The sequence below is a fragment of the uncultured Algibacter sp. genome, assembly GCF_947495925.1.
Lineage (GTDB): Bacteria > Bacteroidota > Bacteroidia > Flavobacteriales > Flavobacteriaceae > Algibacter_E.
The window spans coordinates 293988-310203 of record NZ_CANMAU010000005.1; the positions used below are offsets into that span (position 1 = coordinate 293988).

Annotated in this window: 10 protein-coding genes; all 10 read right to left on the minus strand. The window is 34.1% G+C overall.

All coding sequences use genetic code 11. From position 1 onward, the window contains the following. Positions 1-28: 28 nt before the first annotated feature. The 10 genes from Q0857_RS12295 to Q0857_RS12340 all read right to left on the minus strand — a co-directional run bounded on the left by Q0857_RS12295 (position 29) and on the right by Q0857_RS12340 (position 16215). A complete protein-coding gene (locus Q0857_RS12295) occupies positions 29-3130 on the minus strand; it encodes a TonB-dependent receptor (protein ID WP_298535681.1) in 3102 nt (1033 codons plus the stop codon). A gap of 384 nt (positions 3131-3514) precedes the next feature. After that, positions 3515-3862, minus strand: a complete 348-nt coding sequence (locus Q0857_RS12300) for a cupin domain-containing protein (protein ID WP_298535683.1) — start codon at positions 3860-3862, stop codon at positions 3515-3517. Positions 3863-3882: 20 nt separating this feature from the next. Beyond that, positions 3883-6153, minus strand: coding sequence for an alginate lyase family protein (locus Q0857_RS12305; RefSeq protein WP_298535685.1), 2271 nt, complete (start codon positions 6151-6153; stop codon positions 3883-3885). A 210-nt stretch (positions 6154-6363) separates the two neighbouring features. Further along, positions 6364-8907 carry a chondroitinase-B domain-containing protein gene (locus tag Q0857_RS12310; RefSeq protein WP_298535687.1) on the minus strand — a complete coding sequence of 848 codons (2544 nt, stop codon included), beginning with the start codon at positions 8905-8907 and terminating at the stop codon, positions 6364-6366. 138 nt (positions 8908-9045) lie between these two features. Further along, positions 9046-9813, minus strand: coding sequence for an SDR family oxidoreductase (locus Q0857_RS12315; RefSeq protein ID WP_298535689.1), 768 nt, complete (start codon positions 9811-9813; stop codon positions 9046-9048). 10 nt (positions 9814-9823) lie between these two features. Then, complete coding sequence (locus Q0857_RS12320; RefSeq protein ID WP_298535692.1) at positions 9824-10918, minus strand: polysaccharide lyase family 7 protein; 1095 nt, start codon at positions 10916-10918, stop codon at positions 9824-9826. Between the two features lie 21 nt (positions 10919-10939). Next, positions 10940-12214 carry an Nramp family divalent metal transporter gene (locus Q0857_RS12325; RefSeq protein WP_298535694.1) on the minus strand — a complete coding sequence of 425 codons (1275 nt, stop codon included), beginning with the start codon at positions 12212-12214 and terminating at the stop codon, positions 10940-10942. A 44-nt stretch (positions 12215-12258) separates the two neighbouring features. After that, a complete protein-coding gene (gndA, locus tag Q0857_RS12330) occupies positions 12259-14139 on the minus strand; it encodes an NADP-dependent phosphogluconate dehydrogenase (protein WP_298535696.1) in 1881 nt (626 codons plus the stop codon). A gap of 12 nt (positions 14140-14151) precedes the next feature. Then, a complete protein-coding gene (locus tag Q0857_RS12335) occupies positions 14152-15093 on the minus strand; it encodes a polysaccharide lyase family 7 protein (RefSeq protein WP_298535698.1) in 942 nt (313 codons plus the stop codon). Between the two features lie 120 nt (positions 15094-15213). Continuing rightward, the gene (locus Q0857_RS12340) at positions 15214-16215 is read right to left on the minus strand and encodes a sugar kinase (protein ID WP_298535701.1); all 1002 of its coding nucleotides are present in this window, start codon (positions 16213-16215) and stop codon (positions 15214-15216) included. Between the last annotated feature and the right edge of the window lies 1 nt (position 16216).

A 16216-nucleotide genomic window follows, 5' to 3' on the forward strand; every position in this document is an offset into this window, starting at 1 on the left:
GTATATTATTTATTAAACTGTGAACTATTTAGAAATCAAGATTTAAACCAATAGATATAGTACTAGCTATTGGAGATCCTGCTCTTTGATACCCGTAATTTGTTGGGCTTGTTCTATCAATTGACTCTGGATTAAATCCAGTATAACCATCTGCAGTTTTGTATATTAAGTTTTGACCTGAAGCGTAAATTCTCAATCCTGTTATTCCTCCTTTTGATAAGAAATCTTTATCAAAGCTATAACCTATATTAACATTACGCAATGAAATATAAGATGCATCTTGAATAATGGCATTGGTAAATATTTTTTCTTTAATAAATTCCTGATTGGGTGTTGTTGCAGGATTAAAATCTTGCGAACTATTAAAGTGATTAAAAATATATTGATCACCCATATTTCTAATTTCAGCGCCGTGAGACCCTTGGAACATAAAACTAAAATCTACTTGCCCAACTCTGAATTCATTGGTAAAACTCCAAATCAATTCTGGATAAGGATCACCTAATGGAGCTTTATCTTCATCATCAATAAGGCCGTCACCATTTAAATCTTTCACATATACATCTTGTGCTTGACCTCCTACTGGATGATAAGCATTATTGAGGTTTTCTAAAGGTATATCCTTATCAACAACCCATCCGTAGTATGTAGATATAGGTTGGCCTTCAAGATTAATCCATTCTGCAGCTCTTTTTGGATCAACTGATGTGATTTGGCCGTTAGAATCGGCAAAATCAACTAATGTGTTTTCATTAGTAGTTGCGATAATTGTAGAATTCCAACTGAATTTTTCTTTAGAAATGTTTTTTGTTCTTAGTTCAAATTCAAATCCTTCATTTTTAACCTCTCCTAAATTGACTAAAGCATTTGAAAAACCAGTAGTCACAGAGATTGGATTGTTTAATAATAATTGATCACTTGTTCTTTGGTACCAATCAATCGATCCTGAAATTCTATTGTTCAAGAAACCAAAATCAATACCAGGGTTTATTTCAACTAAACGCTCCCATTGTAATTCAGGATTAGCAATATTTAATGGTGCAAAACCAGATTGCAAAGATCCACCAACACTCGCTGTATTAGCCTGTAGCAAAGCTAGAGAAGGGTAATAATCAACCAATAAGTTACCAGTACTTAAACTACTTGTACTACTGCTTACGTCAGGATCAACACTACCTGTATTTAACCTATCATTACCTGTAACACCGTAACTAGCTCTAAGCTTCAAATTACTAACAAAATTACTGTCTTCTAAGAAATCCTCATTAGATATGTTCCAACCAATAGAGGCTGCCGGAAAATTTCCATATTTATAATCTGACCCAAAAATTGAACTACCATCACGTCTTATACTAAATGAGGCTAAGTATTTATTATCATAAGCGTAATTTGCTCTAAACACATAAGAAATACCTCTTTTTTGCCATTCAAAACCATCGGCAGCCGAAATTAAAGATGCATTTGTAATCTGTTTAACAGCATCATTAGTATATCCCGTACCTGTAATACTTGAATAAAAGAAATCTCTTGATTCTACTACCACACCAGCTGTTGCACCCAATTCACTCTTCCCGAAACTCTTGTTATAATTTAAGAAATTGTCAAAAATTGTATAAATTTCTCTTTGTGTAATCTCGTTCATCGATGCGGCAGATGCACCATTTCTGTTTGACTTAACACCTTGCCATCTCGTTCTTTTAGTATCCTGGTATGATCCAGAAAGCATCGTTCTATAACTTAAACCTGGAATAATATTATAGTTACCATAAACACTACCAAATAACTTGAACTTATTATCATTACGATCACGTTCTAAAATTTTTGCTGCAGGATTTGTGTTTGAAGTGTTACTAATATCTACTAATGTACTACCGTCTCCATATAAGTCATAATTATCAAAATGACGTTGCGTCGCATAATCACCAATTTGAACATCTGGATAAATCCCTCTATCCACGAATCTAATCGTATTTGCGTCATGATATACTGGTAACCAGTTAGTTTGTCTTAAAATATCATGGGTAGAACCATCAAAACGTCTTCTTTTAGTATAAGAAGGTGTAAGGTTAACCCCAAAAGAAAATTTATCATTTATTTTGGTGTCCATTTTAAGCCTCATCCCGTATTTCTCAAAATTATCAGTTAATAACACCCCTTCATCATTTGAGTAATTTAAAGATGCGCTATACTTAGTCTTATCATTTCCCCCTCTTGCAGAAAGCGAATGACTTGTTATAATTCCACCATCAAAAATAACATCTTGCCAAGAACGATCTATACCAATAAGTTGTTTGTATTTTGTTCTATCTGAAAGTACACCGTTAGCCGCAAGTTCTGCTGCTGCAGTTTCTGCAATTGAGAACGTATAAGGATCGCTATGATGAGCTTCCTTATAACCTGTAAACGTACTATAATTTATTCTTGTTTTTCCTTCAACACCGTCCTTCATTGTAATCATAATGATACCATTTGACCCCTTAGAACCATAGATAGAAGATGATGCAGCATCCTTTAAAATCTCAAAAGACTTTACGTCTGTCATGTTTAGAGAACCTAAAAAATCGGAATCTACAATAACTCCATCAACAACAATCAAAGGTGTAGAATCACCAGCCATGGAACCAACACCACGAATACTAATTGTAGGTGCAGCACCCGCTTCACCATCAGTTTGCTGAATATTAACACCTGACACCTGCCCAATTAAAGCATCATCAACCCTTGAAACCGCTATTTGATCTAAGTTTTCGTTAACAACTTTTGATATAGATCCTGTTAAATGTGATTTCTTTTGGGTTCCATACCCAATAACAACAACTTCATCTAATTGAGAAACATCTTCAATAAGTGCTATATTTAAAGTCGCTTCACCAGCAATTATTTTAGTTTGTGAAAGAAAACCTATATAAGAGAATTGTAAAACCTCCCCTTCATCAACTTTTATCTGATAGTTCCCATCGAAATCCGTTGTCGCCCCTCTGGTAGTATTCATTACTATAACATTTACACCGGGGATTGGTATATTATCAGTAGCTGATACAACGGTACCCCTGACAATTCCATCTTGTGCAATCATTGTAATACTGAAAAGCAATATTACAATTAGCGTTAGTTTGTTTTTTAAATTCATAATTAGTTTTTTTATGTTTTAAATTGTAAAGTTTAATTAGCCTTTTAAGCCTTTTTTAGATAACCATAAGTTTATAATTATCATTATTCACTCTGCAAAAACACAATCTTCATTCAAAATTTTGTAATTTTGAAATTCACATGTTTTTATAAAGTATTTACGTGTGTTTAACTTTACTTCCCTCCTAAAAGAAGTAAATGATTTAAAAAGGATAGGCGTGCACCTGTCCTTTTTTTTGTGCTATTTCCTCATATTCTGTATGTTTTTTTTGACTTGTTATACATTTAGCTTAGTTTTTGGTTTTCCAAATTGGTTAACCAGATTGGTTTCCCAAATATATATTAATTTTTTGTTAAAACCAACTAAATCAAAATTTTAACATTTTTATTCCATAAAATCCTCTCGGATTGGACTAAACACATCTATCAAAATACCCGATTTTGTACAGGTTGCTCCATGTAACATGTTTGGTGGAATATATACTGAATCTCCATCTTTAACAGTTTGTGTTACGCCTCCAATTGTAAACTCCCATTCTCCGTCAATACAATATGTTACTTGGGAATGATGATGCTTATGCTCATAACCAATACCTCCAGCTTCAAAGTGTACTTTAACTAGCATGATTTTATCATCATAACCCATTATTTTGCGTTTAACCCCTTCTCCTACTACTTCCCATTCTTGTTTTTCGTCTAATAAAAATTCTTTACTTGCTCCAAATGTTTTCATGTTTATGCTTTTATCTATTGTTATTTGAAATAATAAGAACCTGACCACTCATAATTCTCATCGTTAATTTTTAAGCTATGTCTTGCTTCTTTTAAAGCATTCTTATTTGCTGTAATAAAAAGTTTAGTAGTACCATTTACATTTTTAATTGAAATTCCCGTATACTCCGCTGTATCTAAAACTACTTTTAATTCTGAAATACTGCTGTTTGAATTTAAAGCTGACTCCGTAACTGTACTATAACTACCGTGCGCTTCAATGGTTGAAACAAAAGTTGTGTTTTTAGTATTTTTTCGTCTTAACAATAAAGAAGGATCTCGCCGTAAATTAAACTCTGGATCATTTGCTCCAATTCTTGTAAAGAATAATTGATCTTTTTTACTTGTTAGTGTTGTTAAGGTGTAAAACGACTTATTGTTCATCCAAGAGAATTTAGTATTATCCTTGCTAGCATAACCCTTTGCTTCAATAAATAAATGTTGATAACCATTTTTACGTCCTAAAGGTTTTAAAATGTCTGATGTATGGTACTCAAAATTTGTTTGTAGCACTTGACCAAAAAAGTAATATGGAAAATCATATTGATTTGCTTTCTTAGATATCAGCTTCATAATATCCAACATGTATGGCTTTTCAAAATCTTCATCTTTAATTATGGCAATAGTTCGAAGCATTTGCGTTCCAGGATAAGCATTATTTTCTTTTGCGCTTATTACCTGGACGTTTTTATTTTCAAAAGAAAAGTAGTTTAACTCTGAATGATGCTGATTCCCTATTTCATATTTACCTTGAAAATGAGAAGTTTCATTTAGCGTTACTGTATTATGAGCAATGGTTTGTTTAGCCCAAGTTTTGTTTTCTTTTAAATAATTACCCCCACCTTTTTGCTCAATATTCACAAAACGTGCTAAACCGTAATCTTGAATTATTTCTTCTCCGTTTTCATATAGAGAATATGATAATTTATCATAATGTCCATGACTTGACCCTTGAGAGGCATATTTAAAAACAAGTTCTAAACCTTTCCTTCTCAAGATACCGATACCTCCTTGATTTCCATCTGACCCATCAGATAAATTGGTCGATTTTTTGTTAAATGATTTAGTCTTTTCATTTTTAATCCCAATTGCTACTGCCAATCCAGAATCATCTAACAACACTTGATCTTGCTCTTTTGCAATACCTAATAAACCAGGATCTTGATTTCCATAATGGTAAGAAATATCAACCGCAGTTACTAAAGCACTATTGTAATACGACATTCCTTTTTGACCATCATTAAGCGGAAAAAACTCACCATCTGCATCAGATAAATTTAAAAGTGCATGAACTGATTTTAGAAGCACCCCCTCTTTAAAATCAAAAATCTTAACTTCAGGTTTAACATTATGTAAGCCTACGGCAAAAACTAAAAAGGGATACATCGCATAACGTTGATAATATGGTCCTTCATTATAGTAGCCATCAGGAGAAAAAGGTTCTTCTATATTCGCTAAAAACCCTGCTTTTCCATCCTTATTCAAAAAACCACCATCATCGTCTTTTGCTGTTCTTTCTAAAGTTAAACCTTTAATGCCATATAAGGCACGTTGTATTAGTTCTTCATCGTCCATGACCAAACCTATCATTCCTACTGCTGCATTCCCCCAAGTACTATGGTTATGTACTCTTTGATAAAACTGTGGGCTATCCACCGAAATATGGTCTGCAAATGGTTTAAAGAGGTTTGTTTCTAATTTATTTCGTTCTTCTTCTGTTAAATAATTATAGATACAATCATATGCTTGACTCACATATACTAACCAATTAGAATCATTTAAACATTGCCAAAATAATTTACCTCTGGCATACGATCTTGTTTTGGGATGTAAAGGCAACGTTTTATACATTTCCTCATATTGCATGAGCATGTCTTTTACATACTTCGCATATTTCTCGTCTTCTAAAATTTGATATAATACTCCGGCCTTTTGTAAAACAAACCAATTACGCTTATGTCTTGAATGCGTATAACCACCAGAATAATCTTTTGGCATGGGTACTTCAATACCTGAAGCAATTTCTGCATCTATCTCATCTTTAACCATTTTTAAGGTATTATCAAAAATTGGAATATTACCCAATTGCGCTCTAATAGCTGAAACCCCTTGTGTGGTCAAAATTAATTTAGGGTGCTCTTGAGACATTATGGTTTTAGATTCCTTATCTGCATTGACTCCATTCTCTTTTTTACAAGAAAACATAGTTAAAGCCAGTATAAATGTTAAAATGATATTTTGTGTTAGCTTCATAGTTAGTGGTTACAATTACTCCTAATTTTGTTGTTGCACGCTTTCTTTCAAGGACCAATTTGTGATTTCGCTAAACATCATTTGACAAAGCAGTAATATAACTCGGACTTAGTTTATGTTAAATTGGTTTACCAAATTGGTAAACCAAATATAATCATTATTAGACACCCTCCCAATTTTATTTTGTTAAAAATGTTTTCCTTAGACTTATTAATATAAAATTATTATGACTTTAGAGATAGTAAAATAATTATCATCTATCAATTTAATGAGATAAGTGCCGCTTGAAAGTGACGATATATTTAGAACCACTTCCGGTTTAGGTGTGTGCATAGCTTTATTCAAAACACGTCTTCCATCTATACCATAAATATTAATCTCATTTATATTGATACCTTTAGTTCTTATATTAAGAATATCTTTTGATGGCACCGGAAACAATACAATGTCGTTTTGGTTTACCTTATTAATAGACAAGCGACTTAGTGTACCAAAAAATTCTATTTCTCCAATAGCGGACCACGCACTTTCTCGTGTATCACCTCCGCTATTAAATCGCCCATACCCTATTAATTTTACGTATCGTGCATTTATAGTAACCTCATACTGATTAAAATCTGTTGTGCCCGTTGCGGTTAATAACAAATCTCCAGAAGTTGGTAAAACCATTGAAAAATTCGACGGATCAGTTCCCGTAGTTGAAACCCAAACTTGGTAACCAAAAGCATCAGATTTATTGGTTGTACTAAATTGTACTAAATCTAGATGATATTCATCTCCTAAATCATAAATGATATATTCCCCATCACCTTTATAATCCCCCGAAAGAACTGGACCATCATCGGCAGCCCAAACGGAGCCATTGTCCTTATCTAGTGTATTAGATGCATAGTTAAACTTGGTCGTACCATTTACTTCTTGTTTAGAAAAGGAATGAATAATTACAGGGTCACTATCTAGGCCAGTATTAATAAGGTCGTATAAATCTGTTAAATCTGCACCTTCCTGTGTAACATTTAAAGTTCTAATAATATCATCACCTCCTGGATCTTGTGAAAATGTTACAGTTCCACCTCTACTATTCGTATCCATGTTTTCGGTAACTGTAACAGAAACGTTTGCATCGCCAGTACCTGAGTTAATATCGATAGATATCCATGCATCATTTGACACAGCTGTCCAACTAACATTCGCAAAAACCGAAACACCTTTACTACCTCCATCTTTAGTAAACGTTGGCAAACTTCCTACAGTTAATGATTCTGGAATGTCAATAGTACAATCACCATCCATTATACTAGCCCCAAAATTATCTACAAAGCAAGCTCCAATTCCATAACCAACCATATCATCGGTTGTTGGTCTATACGAAGCCATATCTGCCCCTTTTCCTGCAGACCCAGTTCCTGAAAACATAAATATTTCACCATCAACTATTGCTGAAATTCCTGTTTCTTCAGAAAAACCCGTATTTGTTGCACCTAAAACAGTCCCTGTATACACATTACCCGCATAAGTTAGGGCTGTGCCAAGGCCAACATAAGAAGTAGTTGTGTTCCCTGTAAGTACATCCGTAATATTTGCGTTACCAGATGAAAAATAGATTAAGTTATTTGCAACTGTCCCAGTTGGATCAGTAGACCCTTTGGCTTCATTAAAGAATAAAGGCGCATTAGTATTTATAATAGTATTATTTGAAAGGTTTATATTTTCAACTTGTTGATATCCATTTGATTCGTTTGAAGACGAACAAAGTACTGAGTTATTCTCATTTCCTCCTAAAAATGTTATTCCATTATTCCAAATACCTTGATCAACAACCGTAATACAATCTTGAATATAATTATTGGTAATGGTATGTTCACTATCAACAATTCTTATACCTCCAGTACCATCAACATTTTCACCTAAAAAGTAATTACCATCAACAGTAGCATGCGAACCATGACGAAGCACTAAAGAACCCCTGCTTCTTCTGAAAGTATTGTTTATATAGGTGTTGTTTTTACTTTTATTTGTAATGATTTCATTTTCACCATCAGCCTCGACAAAATAATTATTAGAAACTATACAGCTACTGTTAACCATTTGATATGAACTAGTTCCTATTCGTATAGTCTCACTATCTCCAGCATTACTTAGCGAAGGATCAATCTTTTCATAATTATAGAAATAATTATTGCTAATCGTATGACCTACAACTGCACAAGGGTTATCGTCAAAATTATAGGCAAGCTCAACGAGAATCATATTTCCTGAAGATGCCTTATTCATAAATGAACAGTTTATAACAGTATTATAAGTTCCGTACAACATAATCCAATTATGCTTTGTGCTTGTTGTTGGGCTTGGATTTTCAATTGTTAACCCGTCCATTGCACAGTTTTGGATTGTACTATTATTTGCATAATCCGTTCCGTTTCTAAATTCAATTACACTACTAGATCCGTAACCTCCTTGCCAATGAAAACCGTCAACAACGACATGATCACCACCAATATTCAGTTGTAACCCCCCTGTAAATTTTACTCCACCAGGAGTTTCTGCTCTAAAAACAATTGGATTGTCTGTAGTTCCATTACCAATAAAATCAATTGTGGAACTAGAGTTGTAATTGCCATTTGCTAGTACTATGACATCTCCAGGCACATAAGCTTGATCCTCCAATGCAGCAGGATCATTGATATTATATGTGGTTTGACTTATTAGTAATGACGAAAAAAGTAATAATGCACAAAGTAATATATTTTTCATTTTAGATTAATTTAAAATGGTTTACCAAATTGGTTAACCACGAGGTTGTAAATTTTTTAAATTAGTAAGATCGGATTACCATATATTAAGATTCAACTTATGGTTATTTTCAATTTATTAAAAGGTATTTAAACAGAACTACATATTGTAAACTCCTCCATTAATATCTAAAGTTGCCCCTGTTATGAAACCATCGTATTCTGAAGCTAGAAACAAAACCGCACGAGCTACGTCATCTGAATTGCCGGCACGTTGAATTGGAATACTGGCAGTCGTAGCATCTGCTGATTCTTTTGTAGTATGCGTATTATGAAAAGAAGTACCAAGAATAAGGCCAGGTGCCACCGCATTAACCCTAGTTCCTTGAGGTCCAAGCTCTGTTGAAAGTGCTCTTGTATAGGTTAATATAGCTCCCTTACTAGTAGCGTAAGCCAACGACCCAGGATGTCCCCCTTTTCTTCCTGCTAGTGATGCCAAATTAACAATACTGCTGTTGCTGTTTTTTGCCAAATAGGGTGATGCAGCTCGTGTTACAAACATCATAGAAGTTAGGTTAATATCCATAACCTTATGCCAAAACTCAGCTCGCATATCACCCAATAACTTACGCGCTACAAGTGAACCAGCATTATTTATTAATATATCCAAACTACCTAACGTCTCTACGGTCTCTTCAATTAAAGTAATGGCATCACCTTCTTTTGTTAAGTCACCACTTATAGCAACTGCTTTTTGTCCTTTGTCAATTGCATATGTTTTTAATTGATTAGCTCTATCCGCACTTGAAAAATAATGGATAGAAACATTTGCTCCGTTATCAATAAAATGTTTGGTAATTGCTTCACCAATACCTTGTGCACCAGCGGTAATAAGTATATTTTTTCCAGATAATTTAGTATTTAACATGTCTTCTTATTTAATCGTTTTTAGAAAAATAGCCTTCATTAGATACTGCAAGGCCACTTACTGTTATACTAGCCGTTTTAAACCAAACTTCAGCATAATTTCCACTGGCATATTGCTTTTGAATATCGCCTTCAAACGTTTCAGCTCTAGAACACCAGTTTCTATTAACTTCGGGTGATTTTCCATTGGTTTGATTATAACAGCCTAACTTAAAAAAACAGCCTTCTTTAGCATAGGCATTTTTGCGCTCTACTCCATCTTGTCCTATTGGTACAAATAAATCTTGTGTTTGCTGAGGAATCTCAGTAATGGTTGAATATTCAGATACTAGTAAGTTTTTAGTAAACGTCATAGTTTCATGTCCCTCACTTGTAAATTTCAAGTGCATTATACCTTCTTTTACTACAACCTCATAACTAAATTCTTCATCTAAAGCAATCCCTTCTTTAGGGGCTTCTGGATAAGTGTTTTCGCTAGTACCAACAACAGAAAAATCATAACCCCAAACTGCTGATGAATAATCCCATCTTAGAGAATTATCATCTCCAGCTGTATTAATTTCATAGTGCCAAAACACCGAACCCTTGGTATGACCAGGGAATTTTTTATAGAATATTTTTAAAGGTTCATTTTCAAACCCATCAGCACTATGAATTTGACCTACCACCACGGCATATGAAGCTGCTACCCGAGCATCACCAGTAGATGACACATTCTTTACCTTAAGTGTAGCGGTTAATTTATCATTGGCAGTTGCAGGATACCACTTTTTTAATTGAGCCAACTCTGTTCTACAATTATTTGAAGTACCATGTGTATCTCCAGCATTTGGAGCTTTAAACACTACCCAATCTTCTTTACCATCATGCGTATTATAAAAGAAATCTTTATGCTCATAATTGTTTGCTATACCAACATTTGAACCATCACCTAAAATTAAATTCCAATCATCAAAAAATGGAATAACATCACTCGAATATTCACTTTTTTGAATTTCATTAGACTTATTTTTACAGCTGCATACTGATAAGAAAACCCCAATACTAATCAATAATAGAATGATATTATTTTTATTCATTTTAATTATGCTTTTTAAGTCAGTCATTTATTTTTAGTTTAATCCTTATTAAAAATAACCCAGTAAGGCTATTATTCCGTTATATGATATTACACAAGAAAATAAAAGCGCAGCAAACAAACCTACATTTACAAAAACACCTGTTCTGTAACCTTTCATGACATTTTTATTATTTATCATTAGAATAATCCCAAGAATAACAATGGGTAACACGAAGACATTAAAAACTTGAGATAGTATCTGCATTTCTATAGGGTTAGCTCCGAATACCGGCACAATTAAAGCAACCAAACAGGCGATGAAGGTAACTATCTTAAATTGTCCCGAATTTGTATCTAATGTTCCTGATTGATAATCAGCTAAAAGTAATGGTGTTATTAACAAACAAGGAAATATTGAGGATAAACCTGCGCTAAGTGTTCCAAAAAAGAAAATGGTAACGGCTAGATTACCTGCAACCGGCTCTAAGGTATTGGCCATATCAAGAACCTGAGTTACTGGTTTTCCTTGATGAAACAGTGCACCACATGCTACTGCCATAACAACAGCGCTTATAATAAACACTAGTATAGCCGCTGTAATAGCATCTCGTTTCTGCTGTGCCAAATGCTCTATGGTCCACCCTTTTCCTTTTACAAAAAGTGGGCGTGATAAAAATGTTGCCGCTGCCATTGTTGTGCCTACAAAAGCAGCTACCATCATTTTCCCACCTGCCACATCAGGAATTGAAGGTATTAACCCCATAACTACATCGGCTGGTAAAGGGCTCACAAAAAATAAGGAAATTATAAACGAGCATGCCATAAAGGTTACAAAAATGACTAATATCTTCTCAAAGAATGTGTATTTACCAACTAATAATAAACCATAAAAAGCAGCAATAATTACAATGGCAATAATGAGAACCGTTTCATATTTATAACTCACCAAATCTTCAAAGTTCATTGCGAAAATCTCATAAAGCATATTTGTAGATATTCCTAAAATCCCCATAAGCGAGTTCCATTGACCAAATGAAATTCCAATTATAATAAGGATAGCCAAAAACTTGCCCCCTCTTATATGCTTTTTAAAACCGTAAAGTGCTGTTTCTCCTGTAATCAATCCATAATTGCCATATGCAAACATCAAAACTCCCGAAAACAAACAACTAAGCAAAAGCACCCATAATAATTGCATTCCGTAAGTACTTCCTGCAACAATCATAGATGTAACACTGCCAGTCCCTATAGTATAACCAATAGCAAAAATACCAGGGCCAAAACCTAAGACTAAAGCAATTATCTTTTTTAATAAGGATTTCTTCTTTTTCGACTCTAACATTACTTTTCGTATTTAGTTCCCTTGCTTTTTATCCCTTTTAATATTTACTTCCAGTTAGTGTGGTGAAATTTTCCAGCACTGTCATCTGTTCGCTGATACGTATGCGCTCCAAAATAATCGCGTTGAGCCTGAATAATATTTGCCGACGAATTTGCCGTAACATAAGCGTTTAAAAAATTAACAGATTCACTTAAACAAGGCACTGGAACTTCCATTAAAACACATTCAGATACCACATGGTTTATTAATGGTTTCATATATTGAATTTGCTTTATTATAGTTTTATGTGTCAAAATATTATCACCATCTTTTAATACTGAAATCAATCCTTCCATAAAATCAGATTTTATAATACATCCGTTCGTCCATATTCTAGCTATTTCATTCAATTTTAGCTCCCATGTATAGGCTTTTCCGGCTTCTGAAATTAACTTAAACCCTTGAAAATGATTTATAATTCGAGCAAACTGATATGCATTTAAAACATCTGCATCTTCCAAATCTAAGGCTGTCGACTTTATATTAAAACTTATACTAGCTTGAAGTCTTTCTTCTTTATAAAACGATGTATAGCGTGCAAATAACGCAGAAGCAATTAAAGTACTTGGAGCGCCTAATTGCGCAGTTGCAATTGTGGTCCAATTTCCTGTACCTTTATTTCCTGCCTTATCTACTATTTTATTAACTAGCCACACTTCACCATCTTTTTTTCTTAATATATCTATTGTTATCCCTAACAAATAACTATTGGCCTGAGGAATCCACGATTCCAATATATTGGCAATTTTATCTGGATTATACCCCATAGCTTTAAAAATGGTATATACTTCTGCTAATAGTTGCATTTCAACATATTCAATACCATTATGAACCATTTTTACAAAATGACCACTACCCTCTTCTCCTATATATGTACAGCAGGGCAAATTATTGGCATCTTTCGCCGCTATACCTTCTAAATACGGTTTAACCAAATTATAAGTTTCTTTGTTCCCCCCTGGCATAATAGAGGGCCCTTTAAGTGCACCTGCTTCTCCTCCTGAAACTCCTACGCCTATAAACTGAATATCCCTTGCTTTCAAATATTCATAACGCTGTTTTGTATCAAGGTAGTTCGAATTACCTCCATCAATTAAAACATCTCCTGATGACAAAAAAGGAATCAGATCCTCGATTACCATATCGGTAATATCACCTGCATTGACCATCAGCATAATTTTTCTTGGTCTTTGTAACGATTCTACAAAATCTTTAATGCTTGAAAATGCTTTTGCTGACACAAGCTCACTATAACTATTCTTAAAATCTACAGCTATATTTTCTTCAACGCCTTTTATTTCACGATTATAGATTGATATATGAAAACCTTTTCGTGCTAAGTTTCTACTCAGACTCTTTCCCATAACCCCTAGTCCAAATAATCCGAATTCCGACTTTATATTCAATGCTTCTTTCACTTTTTCAACTATTTGTTTGGGTGTCAGTGCAATTTCTATTTCGATAGCATTTTTAGGTTCTTCTAGAATATCGAATTGAGATTGCAGTAATTTTGATGACATGAAATGTTCAGGCCTCTTGTTTAATCTTTCAAAAATCTGCTTAAAAGACCCTGACAAATACACCCATTTTACTTCATTTTTAATTGCACTACTTAAAACATCTCGATATCTCTGTTTTAACGCAGAACATACAATAACACATCCGCCTTTATCTAGTTGACTTTTAGCCAACTCATTCAAAACTTCTAACCAACCTTGTCTATCAACATCATTCAACGGTTTTCCGCTAGACATTTTCGTAATATTACTTTGAGGGTGAAAATCATCTCCATCAAAAAAGGGCATGCCTAAATGATGTGACAGTAATTTTCCTATGGTACTTTTTCCACTTCCAGAAACCCCCATTATGAAGACTACTTTTTTCAATTGTTATAGATTTTAGTTGTTAGGCGAAGTACCTGCTCCTATAGTTCCTGCTCTAAACCAAACCTCAGCATAACTCCCATTTTCATATTGTTTTGCAATATCTCCATTATAAGTTTCAGATTTAGTTGATTTTCCGTTAGCTTGATTATAAGCTCCTTGTTTAAAAAATTGTATTTCTCCAGCATAGGCAGAATCACGCTCAACACCTCCTCCATTCTTTGATGCATATACTACCAACACCTGCTTTGGAATATCTTCTTTTTCTGAAAAATCTGATTGCAATAAGTTTTTTGTAAAAGTTTTAGTCTCATGTCCTTCGCTCGAAAAAGAGAGATACATCATGCCTTTATAAACATTTACTACATAACTAAACTCTTCTCCTAAAGCAATACCATCTTCCGGTTCATTTGGATACCCATCTGGACTTGTACCTACCGTAGCCCAATCAGTTCCCCAAACAACCGTTGAAAAATCCCATCGACCAGAATTATCTCCAGCTGTATTAATTTCATAATTCCAAAACACAGATCCCTTTTTGTGGCCTGGGAACTTTTTATAAAAGATTTTTAAAGGTTCGTTTTCATGTCCTTCGTCACTATGTATCTGTCCAACAACTACCGAAAAAGACGACGGGACACTTGCATCTCCAGTTGTTGATACGTGCTGTACTTTTAATGTCCCTGTTAATTTTCCTCCTACCTCTGGTATCCAATGCTGTTTCTCCCCTAATTCTGTTCTTGTATTACTAGATGTTCTAGAAGTAATACCCGAATTTGGTGTTTTGTAAACTACCCAATTGGTATTATCATCACTTTCTACGTAAAAAAAGTTGCTTTTTCGAAAATTCACTAAACTATCAGAACGAGTTCCATCTCCTAAAAGGATTCTCCATTTATCCATAAAAGGGATAACGTCATTTGGATAAATTATGGCTTTTGAATCTATATTATCCATATGTTTTGATTTATCAATACAACTATTTATCATGAGCCCAAGGCTAATAAATAAAGAAAATTGAAATATTGATTTAATCGTTTTAATAGTCATAATGAATAATATTTTATTCGTTTAATTTTACCTCTTAATAGCACCAGAAGTATCGCCTTCCATTAAACTTTGTACATTGTCTAAAGAAACGGTATTTACATCTCCAGGAACAGTATGCTTTAACGCACAAGCAGCAGAAGCAAATTCTAAAGCTTGCTTATCTTCATAATGCAATAATCCATATATTAAGCCTGCTGCAAAAGCATCACCTGTTCCAACACGGTCTATTATGTGAGTAATGTTTAGCATATCTGTTTTAATATATTTTTCTCCATTCCACAACTTACCTTGAATTTGGTGATGTGATGCACTCATAATTCTTCTGGTTTTTTTGACTACTTTATTGATATCAGGAAAATGATTTATCAATTGTTTCGCTAAATCTTGAAAATTATCCTTAGGTCCACCCAGACCAAACATATCCTTGATACCTCGGCTACTGGTGATTACCACATCAGAATTTTTCACCATATCAGGAATCACCTGTTGCATGGTTTTACCATACTTCCACATATTATCTCTTGAGTTAATATCTCCTGATACGGTTACACCTAATTTGTTTGCTGTTTTAATGGCTTCGAGGCAACACTGAGCTGCACCTTCCGAAATGGCGGGTGTAATACCAGTCCAATGAAACCAATCTGCATCTTTAAGGACCTCTTCCCAATTTACCATAGAAGGCTTAATTAAAGAAAAGGCTGAACCTTCTCTTTCATAAATAACCTCGCTTGGTCTGTGAACAGCTCCTTTTTCTAGGAAATACTTACCCATCATATCGTCTCCATAAATAACATTTTCGGTATTTATCCAATGTCTACGTAAAAATTGCGTCGCTGCTTTACCAAGAGCATTATCAGGAAAACGGGTAACATGAGTAGCTTTCATTCCTAGATAAGCACAAGAGATACCAACATTGGCCTCACCGCCTCCATAAACAAGTTCAAACGATGAAGCCTGAGAGAATTTTTCATATCCAGGAGGTGATAAACGCATCATTACCTCTCCAAATGTTACAACTTTTTTAGCCATA